Below are 15,294 nucleotides of genomic sequence, written 5' to 3'. Positions count from 1 at the left end.
TCCAACCAATTTAGCTCTCGCTCCAATTCCCGTTGATAACACAAAATTCCACCCGCATTTGCACGGCGCTCGTATGCACTTCGGTAGGGCGCATTTAATCCCGAGTGCAACACCCATATATTTTATCTGGACTTATTCTCTTGCCTACCTCACCATTGACATGCCGAGCGAATGTCGGCGAGTGCCGCGACCCCGCCAGAGGTGTTGAATATTGCTGTGACTGGGCTCTCGCTGTAAGGAGTCAGGCTAACAACGAATGACGAACTGTCCCCAATTTGCTTGAGGAGTGGGATGGGATTCCTGATGAACGATGCTTTGTGGTCTGTCGAGATTGACCACTTCACCTTTACGGCGGCGTCCTTATCAACCCTATAGGTGACGGCAATTCCATCAGAACCCAAGAAAGAATTCCAGTTTACATAAGCCTCAGTACTATTGTTCTTGCATCGCACGATCAATGAGACGGGGCCACCATATTTTCCTTTACCTTCGTCAGCGTCAAGCATTGCGTAAAAAATCGGCTTGTCGGTTAATGGGTCTTTGTCGCTTGACGTTGACCATTTTCCTTTTTGCCCCGCAACGGCCACTTGTGCTTTAGGTGCACTCGCCGGCTTTAGTTTCTTAGTGGCTTGATCAAAGCAGTTCAGGCGCAGGGCATCAGTCCCAAATGATGCGCAGCGAGCGAGTTCAGCATCCGGCACTGTAGCGATTCCGGAGATGCTTTGGCCGTGCGCATGCACCACCGTTGCTGCTGCGACGACGGCCAGTCCCAAACGAATCATTCCAACCTCCACAATTGATACGCCATGTTACATCATGGTCGGCTCTGCGTAATTCGGGAATGTCACTGTTGTGGCGCCGCAGCGGCGGCGCCGGTTCAGTTCTCCTGGGTGGCACGAACAGCACCAGATGGACTTTTCTGACCCCCACGAGGCGCAGCCCGATCAGCTCGCCTGCAGCACTCGTGCGAACAACTCGTCGCGAAAGTGGATGCCCAGCCGCGCGAAAGCGCGCTGACGGTAGGTCTTGACCGTGGGCAAGGCCAGTTCCAGGTCGGCCGCGATGCCTTCCAGCGTCAGGCCGCGCAGCAGGCGCACGCACACCGCCTGCTCGCGCGCCGTGAGCGTGGGGCACAGGCGCAGCAGCCGCGCCTCCAGATCGGTCGGCACGGCAGCCACCGCCTGCAGGTCGGCGGACGGCAAGGCCGCCGGAAGGCTCAGCGCCACATGCTTGCGCACGATGGCCAGCAGCGCCGGCGCCAGCGCGCCCAGCCGCTCCAGCGCCGTCGGCCCGAAAGCGGGCTGGTGGGCGTGTCGGTAGAAGTTGATGGCCAACATGCCGCCTTCGGCCGCCTGGGCCAGCGACAGCCGCTCCGTGATGCCATGTGCGTCGTAGACCTTGGCACGATGCTCGGCCGGCGCTTCCTGCGCGTCCAGGTGGCACAGGTGCGGCGTGCGGGCCGACAGCAGCGTCATCGGGCCGAAGCTGCGGTCGGCACGGTGCGGGCCGCTCAAGTAGGCGCGCCAGCAGTCGCGCGTGGTGTCGGGCACGCCGCAGCTCGCGGACAGCAGCAAGGCCGGATCGGTGCCCAGCCGGTACACCGACCAGGACGCGGCGGGCAGCACGGCCTGCACGCCTTCCAGCGCAGCAGTGCCGAAGCCGGGCTGGCCGATCTCGTCGATCAGGCCGCCGAGCAGGCGGGGAGCGGCATCGGGCGCCGCATGGAGCGGCCAAGTCTTCATGGGAAAACAGGGAACGGTGGGGCGAACAGCGGCTGTCATCTTCGCGGATGACAGTGCGCCCTGCCACCCGGACATACGCTAGCGCCATGACCTTGCCCGAACCGCCGCCGCTGCATTTCTTCGCCAGCCTCTGCGTGGAGGTGGCCGCCCCGCAAGAGGTGGGCGCCACCCCGCGCGGGCGCCGCCGCCTGATCCCGATCACGGGCGGCCACGCCCAGGGCGTGGACTGGCAGGCGCGCGTGTGCGAAGGCGGCGCCGACTTCCAGCTGATCGGCGAGGACGGCCTCACGGACCTGGACGCGCGCTACACGCTGGAAACCGATGCCGGCGACTGGATCTACGTGCAGAACACGGCCCTGCGCGCCGGCCCGCCCGAGGCCCTGGCCCGGCTGGCGCGCGGCGAGCCGGTGGACCCGGCGCTGATCTATTTCCGCTGCCTGCCGCGCTTCGAGACCGCGTCGAAGGCGCTGGGCTGGATCAACAGCCGCCTGTTCGTGGGCACCGGCGCGCGCCGGCCGCAGCAGGTGGAGATGCAGTTCTTCCTGCTGGGCTGAGAAGCTGTGAACCCGCCCCGGCCGCGGCCCAGCCAGCCCTTTTCCTTACAGATTCAGAACACGGAGACACCATGACGCCCATCCATCGTTCCTTCCCGCCCCGCCGCACCGCACTCGCCCTGGCCGCGACCACGCTGGCCACCTTCGGCCTGGCCCTGCCGGCCGCCGCCCAGGGCAGCTACCCCGACAAGCCGGTGCGCATCATCGTCGGCTTCCCGGCAGGCACGGGCCCCGACATCGTGGCCCGCCTGCTGGCGCAGAAGCTGTCGGAAGGCTGGAACCACGTCGGTGTGGTGGTGGACAACAAGCCCGGCGCCGGCGGCCTGATCGCCGCCAGCGAAGCGGCCCGCGCCGCGCCCGATGGCTACACGCTGATGCTCGGTGAAACCGGCCAGCTCGCCATTGCGCCCAGCAGCTACAACCGCCTGCCCTATGACCCCGCCAAGGACTTCGTGCCCGTGAGCCAGGTGGCCAGTTCCGACTTCGTGCTGCTGGTCAACCCGCAGAAGGTGCCGGCCCGCAACGTGAAGGACTACGTGGCCTGGACTCAGCAACAGAAGGGCCTGTTCATGGCCACCTTCGGCGCCGGCACGCCGGGCCATTTCGGCGCCTACCTGTTCGGCGAGGCCGTGGGCCAGAAGCCCGAGCCCGTGCACTACCGCAACACGGCCGATGCGCTGGGCGGCCTGTTCGGCGGCGATGTGTCCAGCGTGTTCGCCAGCGTCGGGCTGGCCGTGCCCAACGTCAAGGGCGGCAAGCTGGTGGCCCTGGGCAGCACCGGCACGGCGCGCAGCCCCTCGCTGCCCGAGGTGCCCACCATCCGCGAGCAGGGCTACCCCGACCTGGCCTTCTCGTCCTGGTTCGGCATCGTGGCGCCGGCCAAAACGCCCTCGGAGGTCGTGCGCAAGCTCAGCGCCGATGTCATGCGCGCGGTGCAGTCCGTCGACGGCAAGCAGAAGCTCACCGATGCGGGCTTCCGGCCCACCGGCACCACCGCGTCCGAATTCGCCCAGATCATCGCCACCGACACCGCCACCTGGGGCAAGGCCGTCGCGGCGACTGGCTTCAAGGCCGACTGATCCACGGAAGGGCCTCGCCGGCTGCCCTGGTGCCTCAGCCCAAGGGCTCCCCTCGTGGCCGGGCCGCCACCGCGTCACGCCGACCGGGATGACAATCCCGGCACCTGCTGCACCCAGAGAGAAATTCATGAAAGTCGCCATCATCGGCGCCGGCATCGGCGGCCTCACGCTCGCGCTGGCGCTGCACCGCGCCGGCATCGCCGCCGAGGTCTACGAGGCCTCCGAAGAAATCCGCCCGCTGGGCGTGGGCATCAACCTGCTGCCGCATGCCGCCGCCGAGCTGACCGGGCTGGGCCTGGGCGATGCGCTGGACCAGATCGGCGTGCAGACCGCCGCACTGAACTACTACAACCGCTACGGCCAGCAGATCTGGCACGAGCCGCGCGGCCTGGCCGCCGGCTACCCGGTGCCGCAGTACTCGGTGCACCGCGGCGAATTCCAGATGGCGCTGTACCAGGCGGCGGTGCAGCGCCTGGGCGCCGGGCGCATCCACACCGGCCTCGCGCTCGAATCGGTGACGCGCGCCGGCTCCACGCTGATGGACCCGACCGGCGAGCCGGCCGTGTTCACGCTACGCCGGCGCAGCGACGACACACTCGTGGAAGCCAGCGCCGACGTGCTGGTGGGCGCCGACGGCATCCACTCGGCCGTGCGCCGCAGCTTCTACCCCACGGGCGATGCGCCGCGCTTCTCGCGCCGGCTGCTGTGGCGCGGTGTGACCGATGCGGCGCCCTACCTGGACGGCCGCACCATGTTCATGGCCGGCCACCAAGACCAGAAGTTCGTCTGCTACCCGATCAGCGAACAGCTGCGCCGCGAAGGCCGCTCGCGCATCAACTGGATCGCCGAGCTGCGCGTGCCCGGCACCGAGGACGACACGCCGCCCAAGAGCGACTGGAACAAGCGCGTGGACAAGTCGGTGTTCGCGGACAGCTTCGCCGACTGGCGCTGGGACTGGATCGACATTCCGGCCGTGATCGACGGCGCCGAGGCGATCTACGAGTTCCCGATGGTGGACAAGGACCCGCTGCCCGGCTGGACGCGCGGCCGCGTGACCCTGCTGGGCGACGCCGCGCACCCGATGTACCCCATCGGCTCGAACGGCAGCGCGCAGGCCATCATGGACGCGCGCGCGCTGACCGACGCGCTGGTGCAGTTCGAGGATCCGTCGATGGCGCTGCGCGAGTACGAAGCCGACCGGCTGCCGCGCACTTCGGGCATCGTGCTGCGCAACCGCATGAACGGCCCCGAGCAGGTGATGCAGCTGGCGCACCAGCGTGCGCCGCAGGGCTTCGACGACATCGAAAAGGTGGTGCCGCATGCCGAACTGGCGGCGATTGCGCTGCGCTACAAGCAGCTGGCGGGCTTCGATCCGGCGGCCGTGGCGCGAGCGGCGGCAGGCGCCGTCAGGGGCTGAACCAGCCGAGCGGCAAGAGCGCGACGGCTCCCCAAACAAGGGCCACGATGCGGCCTTTGGGCATTGGCGCGGATCCGGCGTTCAGGCGCCCACCGGTTGCACGGCAGGCTGCGGCGCGTGCACGCCGGCCGACGCGACGGCTTGGGCCGCCACCCGGCGGTTGCGCCGGCGCTCCCAAAGCTTCTCGTGGAAGAAGAAGGCCACGGCCTGGACGCTGGGCTCCAGCAGACTCAGCGTCAGTGCCATCCACAGGTTGCCGGTGACCGCATAGGCCACCAGCGCCGCCACCGTGATATGCAGCACGTAGTAGCTCGCGGTCTTCTGCAGGGCGGGCAGGTGGGGGCGGATCAGGCGGCTCATGGGCGACTCCGGTCTGGCAGCGAACCAGATGACGATCAACATGCCTCAAATGATAATTACTATCAATTGAAACCATGATGAGATCCGCCCATCGCCGCCATGCACGGGCCCTATGGCCGGCCGCTCCTGGCGGCCCCCCAGTTCAGCCGCGCATCAGGGCCTCGATCTCGTCACCGTGCACGGGCACGCCCCGCGTGATCAGCTCGCAGCCGGTGGCGGTCACCACCGCGTCGTCCTCGATGCGGATACCGATGTGGTGGAACTCGGCAGGCACGCCCTCGGCTGGCCGCACGTAGAGGCCGGGCTCGATGGTCAGCACCATGCCGGGCTTCAGGATGCGGCTGGGGCGGTTCTTGATGAGTTCGCCCGAAAGCGGATCACGCCGCTCGCTGACTTCGCCCACCTGCGTGGGCTCCACGTAGCTGCCGCAGTCGTGCACGTCCATGCCCAGCCAGTGGCCGGTGCGGTGCATGTAGAACTGGAAGTAGCTGCGGTTGTCGATCACGTCCTGCACCGAGCCCACCTTGTTGGCGTCGAGCAGGCCCAGGTCGAGCAGGCCCTGCGCCAGCACCTTCACGGTGGCGTCGTGCGGGTCGTTGAAGCGGTTGCCGGCCTTGGTCGCGGCCACGGCCGCGTCCTGGCTGGCCAGCACCAGGTCGTACAGCGCGCGCTGCGGGCCGGTGAACCGGCCGTCGGCCGGGAAGGTGCGCGTGATGTCGCTGGCGTAGCCGTCCAGCTCGCAGCCGGCGTCGATCAGCACCAGCTCGCCCGCGCGCACGGGCGCCGCGTCGGCGCGGTAGTGCAGCACGCAGGCGTTGGCGCCGGCCGCCACGATGGAGCCGTAGGCGGGGTACTGCGAGCCGCCGCGGCGGAACTCGTGCAGCAGCTCGGCGTCGAGGTGGTACTCGCGCACGTCTTCGCCGGCGCGCAGCATGCGCGCGCTGGTCTGCATGGCGCGGATGTGGGCGCGCGCGCTGATGGCGCTGGCGCGGCGCATGATGTCCAGCTCGTGCGCGTCCTTGACCAGCCGCATCTCGTCGAGCAGGCCGCACAGGTCGCGCTGCTGCTCAGGGCACAGGGCGCCGAAGCGCACGCGCGCGCGCACCTGCTGCAGCCAGCCGTCGATGCGCGTCTCCAGCCCCGCGTGCGTGGCAAAGGGGTACCAGACCACGGCCTTGTTCTCCAGCATCCTGGGCAGCCGGCTGCCCAGCTGGTCGACCGAGAAGGCCTCATCGACGCCCAGCGTGCCGGGCGCCGCGTCGGGGCCCAGGCGATAGCCGTCCCAGATCTCACGCTCCAGGTCCTTGGGCGCGCAGAACAGCGTGCTGCGGCCGTCCCCGGTCAGCACCAGCCAGGCATTGGGCTCGGTGAAGCCGGTCAGGTAGTAGAAGTAGCTGTCGTGCCGGTACAGGAAATCCGTGTCGCGGTTGCGCGGCCGCTCGGGCGCGGTGGGAACGATGGCGATGCCGTCGGGCCCGATCTGGCGGGCGAGTGCGGCGCGGCGGGAGGCGTAGGGCGAGGTCATCGGCGCATCGTAGCGCCGCGCCGGCCGTCTGTGCGCGCGGCGGGGGCGGCCCGAAGCGGCAGGGCCCACCCTGGCGCTGCAGGCGGGCGAAGGGCCCTCAGGCCGCCTCGGCGTTGAGCTGCGCCAGCCGCTCGGGCGTGCCGACGTCGGTCCAGCGGCCGGTGTGCAGCTGCGCGCCGACGCGGCCCGCGCCCATCGCGCGGCGCAGCAGCGGCGCCAGCGGCGCGTGGATGCCTTCGGGATTGCCGGGCGCGATCTCGCACCAGGGCGTGCCAAACAGCTCGGCCCGGTACAGGCCGATGCCCGAGAAGGTGAAGCGCGGCCCCGGCGCGTCGGCCGGCAGGTCGAGCGCGCGGCCTTCCGCATCGATGCCGAAGTCGCCTTGCGGATGGTGCGGCGGATTGACGACCAGCCACAGCTGCGCCAGCAGGCCGCTGGCGGCGAAGGACTCGACCACCGGCGCGCTGAAGCGGAAGTCGGGCGCATGCACGTCGCCGGCCACGGCCCAGAACACCTCGCCCAGGCTCGGCAGCGCGCGCACGATGCCGCCTGCGGTTTCCAGCGCGTCGCCGAAGTCGCGGCCCTCGTGCGAATACGCGATGTCCGACGCGCCGCCTGCGGGCCAGGGCGCATGGGCGCCGAAACGGGCCTCGATCTGCTCGCCCAGCCAGGCCGTGTTGACCACCAGCCGCGTGAAGCCGCCGCGCGCCAGTGCCTGCATGTGCCACTGCATCAGCGGCTGGCCCTGCACGGGCAGCAGGGGCTTGGGCGTGGCATCGGTCAGCGGCCGCATGCGCTGGCCGCGGCCGGCGGCCAGGATCATGGCCTGCGCCTTCATGGACAGGCCTCCCGGCCAGCGAAAGAGAGGGGAAAACGGGACATGGCGGCACTCTATCAGCGGGCTCCGCAAGAACCGCTGCGCGGGCCCGGCAAAGGCCGCCACGGGCCGGGCCACCCCCCGCTCGCTAAAATCGCGGGTTCTCCCCTCTATCCCTTCCCCCGAAAGCTCACCCCATGGCCCCACAAGCCCTGATGGCCAACGCGATCCGCGCGTTGGCGATGGACGCCGTTCAGCAAGCCAACTCCGGCCACCCCGGCGCCCCGATGGGCATGGCCGACATGGCCGTGGCCCTGTGGGGCGAGCACCTGAAGCACAACCCCGCCAACCCGCAGTGGGCCGACCGCGACCGCTTCGTGCTGTCCAACGGCCACGGCTCGATGCTGATCTATGCCGTGCTGCACCTGACGGGCTACGACCTGCCGCTGCAGGAGCTGAAGAACTTCCGCCAGCTGCACAGCAAGACCGCCGGCCACCCCGAAGTGGGCATCACCCCCGGCGTGGAAACCACCACCGGCCCGCTGGGCCAGGGCATCACGAACGCCGTGGGCTTCGCGCTGGCCGAAAAGCTGCTGGCCAGCGAGTTCAACCGCGACGGCCACACCATCGTCGACCACCGCACCTACGTGTTCCTGGGCGACGGCTGCCTGATGGAAGGCATCAGCCACGAAGCCGTGGCCCTGGCCGGCGCCTGGAAGCTGGGCAAGCTGATCGCGCTGTACGACGACAACGGCATCTCCATCGACGGCAAGGTCGCGCCCTGGTTCATCGACAACACGCCCGAGCGCTTCCGCGCCTGCGGCTGGCACGTGATCGGCCCGGTCGATGGCCATGACGCCACCGCCGTGTCGGCCGCCATCGCCGAAGCGAAGCAAGGCGGCGACAAGCCCACGCTGATCGTGTGCAAGACGCAGATCGGCAAGGGCAGCCCCAACCGCGCCAACACCGCCAAGGCCCACGGCGAGCCGCTGGGCGCCGAGGAAATCGGCCTCACGCGCAGCGCCATCGGCTGGGCCCACGCGCCCTTCGAGCTGCCCGAGACGGTGTACGAAGCCTGGAACGCCAAGGCCGCCGGCGCCGAGAAGGAAGCCGCCTGGAACGAGAAGTTCGCCGCCTACGAGGCCGCCTTCCCCGACCTGGCCGCCGAGTTCAAGCGCCGCATGGCCGGCGAGCTGCCCAAGGCCTTCGACCAGGTGGCCGTCGACGCCGTGCTGGCCGCCCACACGCAGGCGCAGACCGTGGCCAGCCGCAAGGCCAGCCAGATCGCGCTGGAAGCCTTCACCGCCGCGCTGCCCGAACTGCTGGGCGGCAGCGCCGACCTGACCGGCTCCAACCTGACCAAGACCGCCGCCACGCCCGACCTGCGCTTCGACGCCGAAGGCGCCGTGGTGAAGAACGAGGCCGGCCTGGGCGGGCGCCACATCAACTACGGCGTGCGCGAATTCGGCATGGCCGCCATCATGAACGGCGTGGCGCTGCACGGCGGCTTCATCCCCTACGGCGGCACCTTCCTGACCTTCAGCGACTACAGCCGCAACGCGATCCGCATGGCGGCGCTGATGAAGCAGCGCGTGGTCCACGTGTTCACGCACGACTCCATCGGCCTGGGCGAGGACGGCCCCACGCACCAATCGATCGAGCACGCGGCCAGCCTGCGCCTGATCCCGAACCTGGACGTCTGGCGCCCGGCCGACACCGCCGAAACGGCCGTGGCCTGGGCCGTGGCCCTGCGCAACAGGAACAAGCCGACGGCGCTGCTGCTGTCGCGCCAGAACCTGCCCTACGCCCCCAAGGACGAGCTGGCCGACATCAGCCGCGGCGCCTACGTGCTGGCCGAACCGTCGCGCGTGGGCCTGAAGAAGAAGCCCAAGGCCGTGATCATCGCCACCGGTTCCGAAGTGCAGCTGGCGCTGCGCGCGCAGGAGCTGCTGGCCGCGCGCAGGATTCCCGTGCGCGTGGTGTCCATGCCCAGCACCACCACCTTCGACCGCCAGGACGTGAAGTACAAGAAGGCCGTGCTGCCCAAGGCCCTGCCGCGCGTGTCGGTGGAAATGGGCACGACCGACGGCTGGTGGAAATACGGCATCGACGCCGCCATCGGCATCGACACCTACGGCGAATCGGCCCCCGCGCCGGTGCTCTTCGAGCATTTCGGCTTCACGCCCGAGCACGTGGCCGCCACGGTCGAGGCCGTGCTGCGCTGAGGCGCGGCGGCCTCGCACGCACGGCAGAGATTGGCAGAGTTTTCCAACTTCAGGAGATTTTTCGCATGACGATCAAACTGGGCATCAACGGCTTCGGCCGCATCGGCCGCAACGTGCTGCGCTCGGCGGTGCAGAACTTCCCCGACATCGAAGTCGTGGGCATCAACGACCTGCTGGAGCCGGACTACCTGGCGTACATGCTGCAGTACGACTCGGTGCACGGCCGCTTCAAGGGCGAGATCGCGGTCGAAGGCAACACGCTGATCGTCAACGGCAAGAAGATCCGCCTGACGCAGGAACGCGACCCCGCCAACCTCAAGTGGAACGAGGTGGGCGCCGACGTGGTGCTGGAATCCACTGGCCTGTTCCTCACCAAGGAAACGGCGCACAAGCACATCGACGCGGGCGCCAAGAAGGTCATCATGTCGGCCCCGTCCAAGGACGACACGCCCATGTTCGTGTTCGGCGTGAACGACAAGACGTACAAGGGCGAGGCCATCATCTCCAACGCCTCGTGCACCACGAACTGCCTGGCGCCGCTGGCCAAGGTGCTCAACGACAAGTGGGGCATCAAGCGCGGCCTGATGACCACCGTGCACGCCGCCACCGCCACGCAGAAGACCGTGGACGGCCCGTCCAACAAGGACTGGCGCGGCGGCCGCGGCATCCTGGAAAACATCATCCCGTCGAGCACCGGCGCCGCCAAGGCCGTGGGCGTGGTGATCCCCGAGCTGAACAAGAAGCTCACGGGCATGAGCTTCCGCGTGCCGACTTCCGACGTGTCGGTGGTGGACCTGACGGTGGAGCTGAACAAGGAAGCCACCTACAAGGAAATCTGCGCCGAGATGAAGGCGCAGTCCGAAGGCGCGCTCAAGGGCGTGCTGGGCTACACGGAAGACAAGGTCGTCGCCACCGACTTCCGCGGCGACGCCCGCACGTCCATCTTCGACGCCGAAGCCGGCATCGCGCTGGACGGCACCTTCGTCAAGCTCGTGTCCTGGTACGACAACGAGTGGGGCTACTCCAACAAGTGCCTGGAAATGGCCCGCGTGGTGAGCAAGTAAGCGGACCTCGCGTCGCTGCGAAAGGCGCCTTCGGGCGCCTTTTGCTTGGGCGCGGCACCATCCGCCGGGCCGTCCTACATCGGCGGGCCGCCTCGGCTGTCAGGCCGGCATCCCCGGGCGCCGCAGCATCGCGGGCATGTTTCACTTCGACGACGAGGAATCCGACCATGCCTTCTCTTTTGCTGTGGCTGCTGGGCGTTCCGCTGAGCGCGATCATCCTGCTGAACCTGTTCGGCATCCTCTGAGCGCCGGCGGCGCAGCGCCGCTAGACTGCATGCCCGACAGAAGCTGGCTGCAGGAGAGCATGGCGCTGATCACCTTTCTGGTGGAGGACAACTCCACCATCCGCGAAAACCTCATCCCGGCGCTGGCGGACCTGGCCGACGCACCCGTGGTGGGCGTGGCGGAAACCGAGGCGCAGGCCGTGCAATGGCTGCAGGACCACCGCGAGGTCTGGCACCTGGCGGTGGTGGACCTGTTCCTGCGCGAAGGCTCGGGGCTGGGCGTGCTCAAGCATGCCTGCGCCAACCGCCAGCCGCACCAGCGCGTGGTGGTGCTGACCAACTACACGCAGCCCGACATCCGCGACCGCTGCCTGGAGATGGGCGCCGACGCGGTGTTCGACAAGTCCAATGAACTGGACGATTTCCTCGAATACTGCGCGCAGGACCGGCCTTCGCAGATGAGCCCGCTGGGCTGATCGCTGACCACTGGCCGCTGGCCGGCGGCACCCACCGCGCTGCGCCGCGCGCGCACCGGCTTGCCGGGTCCACAGCATCGGGCCAGGGGAATTGCGCCGGGCGGCCATGCGCCCGTGGCTAAGCTCCCCGCCATGGACCGCCCCTGCCGCCTTCGTCGCCCGTTCATCGTCCTCTTCAGCCTCGCCGTGCTCGCGGCGTGCTGGCTCACCCCCGTCGACCGGTATGCACGCGAACAGGTCAGCGCCGGCCTGCAGCGTTCGCTGACCGCCTTTGCCGCCGCGCGCACGCTGGGCGCGGCCGTGTCGGTGGTGCAGAGCGTGCGGGTCGATGCCGTGGTGGGCGTGGCCCCAGGCGAGGCGCTGCGCCCGCTGTCCGAGCTCATCGACCGCTTTGCCGCCGTGATGCTGGCCGCCAGTGTGGCCTTCGGCGTGCAGTTGCTGCTGCTGGGCGTGGGCGGGCACCTCGCGGTGTCGGCCGCGCTTACGGCGGTGCTGCTGGCCTGGGCGTGGATGCGATGGCGCGGCGAGCGGCCGGCGGCAGCGTCCGCGGCGTCCGCCGCCGCCGGCCCCTGGGCATCACCGCCCCCTTCCCGCAGCAGCCTGCGCTGGCTCATGCCCGTGCTGATCGGGCTGCTGATGGCGCGCTTTGCCGTGCCGCTCTCGGCGGTCGCGAGCGAAGCCGCGTACCGCGCCGTCATGGCCGGCGAGTTCCAGAGCGCCATGGCGAGCCTGGAAGGCGCGCCCGCCGCGGTGGAAGCCAGCGGGGTGGCGGGCGCGGCCGATGAGAAAGGCTTCGTCGACCGCCTCAAGGCGCTGGCCGACCGCGTGAAGAACACGCCGGCCGTCATCGAAGGCCTGCTGCAGTCCGCCAAGGACTGGGCGACGCAGATCGTGCGCCTGATGGCGGTCTTCGTGCTGCAGACGGCCGTGCTGCCGCTGGCCTTCCTGTGGCTGTTCTGGCGGCTCGCGCGCGGGCTGGTGGGCCCGCCCGCGCGCTAGCCAGCGGTGCACCCGCGGGTCACGCGGCTGCCGGGGCCGGTGCGGGCCGTTCCTCGCGCCCGTCGGGGTGGCGCGCAAAGCGCTGCGGGTCGCGCCCGTGCACGGGCGCGTCCTCGGCCCAGGGCCAGCCGCCGAACTGGGTGCGGCGGTAGTCCTGCATGGCCTGCATGATCTCGGCCTGCGTGTTCATCACGAAGGGGCCGTACTGGGCCACCGGCTCGCCGATCGGCCGGCCCTGCAGGAGCAGCAGCTCCACCGGCGCGCCGCCGAGGGCCGTGAGGGCTACGTCCTGCCCGGCGTGCAGTTCGATGGCCGCCGGGCCCTGCACGCGCTGCCCGCCCACCTGCAGCGCCTCGCCGCGGAACAGGTAGAGCATGCGCCGCGTGCCCGCGCCGGCCGCCGCCGGCAGCGTCCATTCGGCGCCGGCGTCCAGGCGCAGCGTCCAGATCGCCACGTCCGCATCGGCCTGCGCGGCCCAGGAGTCGGGCGGCGGCGCCAGCGGCTGGTCGACGCCCGTGCCGCCATCGGCGGGCGCCAGCCGGCCAGCCACCACGCGCACGTCGGTGCGGCGGCCCTGCGCATCGATGCTGTGCCACTGCGGCACCTGGTCGGCCCAGAACATGGTGAAGTTCGGCGTCACCATCTTGCGGCGCGCGGGCAGGTTCAGCCAGATCTGGAACAGCTCCAGCGGGTTGTCGGCCTCCTGGTTGAGCAGCGGGAACATCTCGGCATGCTGGATGCCCGCGCCGGCCGTGAGCCACTGCACGTCACCGTCGCCGTAGCGCGCGGCGGCGCCCAGCGAATCGGCATGGTCGATCAGCCCGCGCCGCACCACGGTCACGGTTTCGAAGCCGCGGTGCGGGTGGCCCGGAAAGCCGGGCACCGGGTGGCCGTGGTACAGGCTCCAGCCGTCCTTGCGGCTGAAGTCGGCGCCGATCTGGCGGCCCTGCACGGGCGCGTCCGGGCCCATTTGCGCATTGGCGCGCGGGTAGGCGTCGTCGTGGTACGCGCAGAAGAGGAAGGGGTCGATCGTGGGCCAGGGAAAGCCCAGCGGATGGACCTGGAGGATCGGGGAGGTGGTTGCGGAAACGGGGGCGGACATGGGGTCAGCGGCTCCAGAAGGACTGCGCGGCCGGCCTGCCGCGCCATGGATCGAAGATGGAGCCAGTGTCCCCGCTTTCCAGCGCCGCAACAGGCCTGCGGGTGCAACAGCCTGGCCGCATGGCTGCAACAACGAAAGGCGGATGCAGACGGCCGCCTTCGGCCGGACGGCCGCCCGCCCAGGGCCAAAGCGGTAGGCGTCGTCCGACTCCGCGGAGGGCTGCCGGCGTCCAAGAGGGGCGCGGCGCGACGGGTACGGTGCGAAGCATCCGGCGCAGCCGCATGCTGCATGCACTTCTGCATGACAGGGCCCGCCCCGTGCTTTTTCGCATCATGACCCTGCGCATCTTTCTTGTCGAAGACAACAAGACCATCCGAGACAGCCTGATCCCCGCGCTGGAGGATCTGGCCAGCGCCGAGGCCGTGGGCTACGCCGAGAGCGAGGACGCCGCGGTGAACTGGCTCACCGAGCATTCGGATGCCTGGCATGTCGCGGTGATCGACCTCTTCCTGCAGAAAGGCTCCGGCCTGGGCGTGCTGCGCCGCTGCCTGCAGCGCCAGCCGCATCAGCGCGCGGTGGTGCTGAGCAACTACGCCACCGACGACATGCGCTCGCGCTGCCGGGCCCTGGGCGCGGACGCCGTGTTCGACAAGTCCAACGAGCTGGAAGACTTCATGGACTGGTGCAACGGGCTGCGCTGGCGCGCGGCCTGACGCGACGCCTGGCGCTTCCCGTCGGCGCGCATTCGCGCGCCTTCCTGGATGCCGCTCAGTGGTGATGCCCGCCCGCGCCATGCACGTGGCGGTGGGCGATCTCTTCGGGCGTGGCGGCGCGCACGCCGGCCACGGTGAGCTGGAACTTCAGCGTCCTGCCGGCCCAGGGGTGGTTGCCGTCCAGCAGCACCTGCGGACCCTTGATCTTGACCACGGTGAACACATGGTCCCGGCCGTCGTCGAGCTGGCCGCGCAGTTGGCCGCCCACCTTCACGCCGGGCGGGAATTCGCTCTTGGGGATGGTGCGCACCAGCGCCTCGTCGCGCTCGCCGAAGGCATCGGCCGGCGCCAGCGTCAGCGTGGTCTGGTAGCCCGTGTCCTGGCCCTCCAGCGCCTCCTCGATCCTGGGCAGCGTGTTCTGGTAGCCCCCGTGCAGGTAGGCCGTGGGTTCCTTGCCGGCCTCCACGAGTTGGCCGGTGGTGGCATCGCTCACCCTGTAGCGCAGGGTGACGACGGAATCCTTGGTGATGGGCATGGTGCGAATGCTTGATGCTGGAACTGAATGGAAGCGCGCATTGTCGGCGCGCGAGGCCGGCCTTGCAGGCAGACACCGCCCGGGGATCCGGATGCACCTGTTCCTACACCCGCGCCGCCGCCTGCGCCCTACGGTGACCGCTTTCGAACCGCATTCCCTCCAGGAGCACGCACCATGAGCGACACCCCCGACCCCGCCGTCCTGGCCCCCGAAGGCAACGACCCCGACCGCATCGACCTGCGCTCCGAAGCCGGCAAGCGCGAATGGACCCGCAAGCTGGACGTGAGCGAAGAGCAGCTGCGCGAGGCCATCGATGCCGTGGGCGACCGTGCCACCGACGTCGAGATGCACCTCAAGGGCAGCCGCAGCACCACCAACCAGGAACGCGTGGCCGAGACACCGCCCGGCAACGGCTGACAGGCGGCGGGGCTGCGCATGCGCTAAGGTGCGAAGCGGCAACCG

The 15,294-nt window shown here is 69.5% G+C and carries 16 protein-coding genes; 9 read left to right on the top strand and 7 right to left on the bottom strand.

What is annotated here, in order from left to right; translation table 11 throughout:
* Positions 1-149: 149 nt before the first annotated feature.
* The gene (locus LG388_RS06805; protein WP_225782110.1) at positions 150-782 is read right to left on the bottom strand and encodes a type VI secretion system-associated protein TagO; all 633 of its coding nucleotides are present in this window, start codon (positions 780-782) and stop codon (positions 150-152) included.
* A gap of 162 nt (positions 783-944) precedes the next feature.
* Complete coding sequence (locus LG388_RS06800; RefSeq protein ID WP_225782109.1) at positions 945-1,742, bottom strand: helix-turn-helix transcriptional regulator; 798 nt, start codon at positions 1,740-1,742, stop codon at positions 945-947.
* Positions 1,743-1,828: 86 nt separating this feature from the next.
* On the opposite strand from LG388_RS06800, the gene LG388_RS06795 reads away from it, so the two are divergent.
* From LG388_RS06795 to LG388_RS06785, 3 genes are all read left to right on the top strand, one after another.
* The gene (locus tag LG388_RS06795) at positions 1,829-2,296 is read left to right on the top strand and encodes a DUF3237 domain-containing protein (protein ID WP_225782108.1); all 468 of its coding nucleotides are present in this window, start codon (positions 1,829-1,831) and stop codon (positions 2,294-2,296) included.
* A 71-nt stretch (positions 2,297-2,367) separates the two neighbouring features.
* Positions 2,368-3,375: a tripartite tricarboxylate transporter substrate binding protein gene (locus tag LG388_RS06790; RefSeq protein WP_225782107.1), complete on the top strand. Its 1,008-nt coding sequence runs from the start codon at positions 2,368-2,370 to the stop codon at positions 3,373-3,375.
* 127 nt (positions 3,376-3,502) lie between these two features.
* Positions 3,503-4,792: a flavin-dependent oxidoreductase gene (locus tag LG388_RS06785; RefSeq protein ID WP_225782106.1), complete on the top strand. Its 1,290-nt coding sequence runs from the start codon at positions 3,503-3,505 to the stop codon at positions 4,790-4,792.
* 81 nt (positions 4,793-4,873) lie between these two features.
* Here the strand turns inward: LG388_RS06785 and LG388_RS06780 are convergent, their stop codons facing one another.
* The 3 genes from LG388_RS06780 to LG388_RS06770 form a co-directional block, all read right to left on the bottom strand.
* Entirely contained in the window at positions 4,874-5,152 is a 279-nt protein-coding gene (locus LG388_RS06780) for a DUF2061 domain-containing protein (protein WP_225782105.1), read from the bottom strand.
* 142 nt (positions 5,153-5,294) lie between these two features.
* On the bottom strand, positions 5,295-6,677 hold the full coding sequence (locus LG388_RS06775) for an aminopeptidase P N-terminal domain-containing protein (RefSeq protein ID WP_225782104.1): 1,383 nt from the start codon (positions 6,675-6,677) through the stop codon (positions 5,295-5,297).
* 97 nt (positions 6,678-6,774) lie between these two features.
* On the bottom strand, positions 6,775-7,515 hold the full coding sequence (locus LG388_RS06770; protein WP_225782103.1) for a nucleotidyltransferase family protein: 741 nt from the start codon (positions 7,513-7,515) through the stop codon (positions 6,775-6,777).
* Positions 7,516-7,691: 176 nt separating this feature from the next.
* Between LG388_RS06770 and tkt the strand changes: the two genes are divergently transcribed.
* From tkt to LG388_RS06750, 4 genes are all read left to right on the top strand, one after another.
* Entirely contained in the window at positions 7,692-9,719 is a 2,028-nt protein-coding gene (tkt, locus tag LG388_RS06765; RefSeq protein ID WP_225782102.1) for a transketolase, read from the top strand.
* Positions 9,720-9,784: 65 nt separating this feature from the next.
* Positions 9,785-10,783, top strand: a complete 999-nt coding sequence (gene gap / locus LG388_RS06760) for a type I glyceraldehyde-3-phosphate dehydrogenase (RefSeq protein WP_225782101.1) — start codon at positions 9,785-9,787, stop codon at positions 10,781-10,783.
* 304 nt (positions 10,784-11,087) lie between these two features.
* Positions 11,088-11,483, top strand: coding sequence for a response regulator (locus LG388_RS06755; protein WP_225782745.1), 396 nt, complete (start codon positions 11,088-11,090; stop codon positions 11,481-11,483).
* A 132-nt stretch (positions 11,484-11,615) separates the two neighbouring features.
* Positions 11,616-12,482 carry a hypothetical protein gene (locus LG388_RS06750; protein WP_225782100.1) on the top strand — a complete coding sequence of 289 codons (867 nt, stop codon included), beginning with the start codon at positions 11,616-11,618 and terminating at the stop codon, positions 12,480-12,482.
* 19 nt (positions 12,483-12,501) lie between these two features.
* On the opposite strand, the gene LG388_RS06745 is transcribed toward LG388_RS06750, so the two are convergent.
* Complete coding sequence (locus LG388_RS06745; RefSeq protein ID WP_225782099.1) at positions 12,502-13,584, bottom strand: pirin family protein; 1,083 nt, start codon at positions 13,582-13,584, stop codon at positions 12,502-12,504.
* A 332-nt stretch (positions 13,585-13,916) separates the two neighbouring features.
* On the opposite strand from LG388_RS06745, the gene LG388_RS06740 reads away from it, so the two are divergent.
* Entirely contained in the window at positions 13,917-14,297 is a 381-nt protein-coding gene (locus LG388_RS06740; RefSeq protein WP_225782098.1) for a response regulator, read from the top strand.
* 55 nt (positions 14,298-14,352) lie between these two features.
* Here LG388_RS06740 and LG388_RS06735 read toward each other — a convergent pair whose 3' ends face one another.
* Entirely contained in the window at positions 14,353-14,832 is a 480-nt protein-coding gene (locus LG388_RS06735; protein ID WP_225782097.1) for a peptidylprolyl isomerase, read from the bottom strand.
* A gap of 174 nt (positions 14,833-15,006) precedes the next feature.
* Here LG388_RS06735 and LG388_RS06730 point away from each other — a divergent pair, with 174 nt between their 5' ends.
* Positions 15,007-15,249, top strand: coding sequence for a DUF3606 domain-containing protein (locus tag LG388_RS06730; RefSeq protein ID WP_225782096.1), 243 nt, complete (start codon positions 15,007-15,009; stop codon positions 15,247-15,249).
* Positions 15,250-15,294 lie beyond the last annotated feature (45 nt).

Origin of the sequence: Xenophilus sp. Marseille-Q4582, from assembly GCF_916700565.1 — a bacterium.
GTDB lineage: Bacteria > Pseudomonadota > Gammaproteobacteria > Burkholderiales > Burkholderiaceae_C > Xenophilus.
This window is presented reverse-complemented; position numbering and strand designations above follow the sequence as displayed.

Coding starts and splice junctions, on each gene's coding strand:
- LG388_RS06755 (WP_225782745.1), top strand. CDS start 11,088: ATGGCGCTGATCACCTTTCTGGTGGAGGACAACTCCACCATCCGCGAA.
- gap (WP_225782101.1), top strand. CDS start 9,785: ATGACGATCAAACTGGGCATCAACGGCTTCGGCCGCATCGGCCGCAAC.
- LG388_RS06790 (WP_225782107.1), top strand. CDS start 2,368: ATGACGCCCATCCATCGTTCCTTCCCGCCCCGCCGCACCGCACTCGCC.
- LG388_RS06740 (WP_225782098.1), top strand. CDS start 13,917: ATGACCCTGCGCATCTTTCTTGTCGAAGACAACAAGACCATCCGAGAC.
- tkt (WP_225782102.1), top strand. CDS start 7,692: ATGGCCCCACAAGCCCTGATGGCCAACGCGATCCGCGCGTTGGCGATG.
- LG388_RS06775 (WP_225782104.1), bottom strand. CDS start 6,677: ATGACCTCGCCCTACGCCTCCCGCCGCGCCGCACTCGCCCGCCAGATC.
- LG388_RS06750 (WP_225782100.1), top strand. CDS start 11,616: ATGGACCGCCCCTGCCGCCTTCGTCGCCCGTTCATCGTCCTCTTCAGC.
- LG388_RS06770 (WP_225782103.1), bottom strand. CDS start 7,515: ATGAAGGCGCAGGCCATGATCCTGGCCGCCGGCCGCGGCCAGCGCATG.
- LG388_RS06730 (WP_225782096.1), top strand. CDS start 15,007: ATGAGCGACACCCCCGACCCCGCCGTCCTGGCCCCCGAAGGCAACGAC.
- LG388_RS06785 (WP_225782106.1), top strand. CDS start 3,503: ATGAAAGTCGCCATCATCGGCGCCGGCATCGGCGGCCTCACGCTCGCG.
- LG388_RS06745 (WP_225782099.1), bottom strand. CDS start 13,584: ATGTCCGCCCCCGTTTCCGCAACCACCTCCCCGATCCTCCAGGTCCAT.
- LG388_RS06805 (WP_225782110.1), bottom strand. CDS start 782: ATGATTCGTTTGGGACTGGCCGTCGTCGCAGCAGCAACGGTGGTGCAT.
- LG388_RS06795 (WP_225782108.1), top strand. CDS start 1,829: ATGACCTTGCCCGAACCGCCGCCGCTGCATTTCTTCGCCAGCCTCTGC.
- LG388_RS06780 (WP_225782105.1), bottom strand. CDS start 5,152: ATGAGCCGCCTGATCCGCCCCCACCTGCCCGCCCTGCAGAAGACCGCG.
- LG388_RS06800 (WP_225782109.1), bottom strand. CDS start 1,742: ATGAAGACTTGGCCGCTCCATGCGGCGCCCGATGCCGCTCCCCGCCTG.
- LG388_RS06735 (WP_225782097.1), bottom strand. CDS start 14,832: ATGCCCATCACCAAGGATTCCGTCGTCACCCTGCGCTACAGGGTGAGC.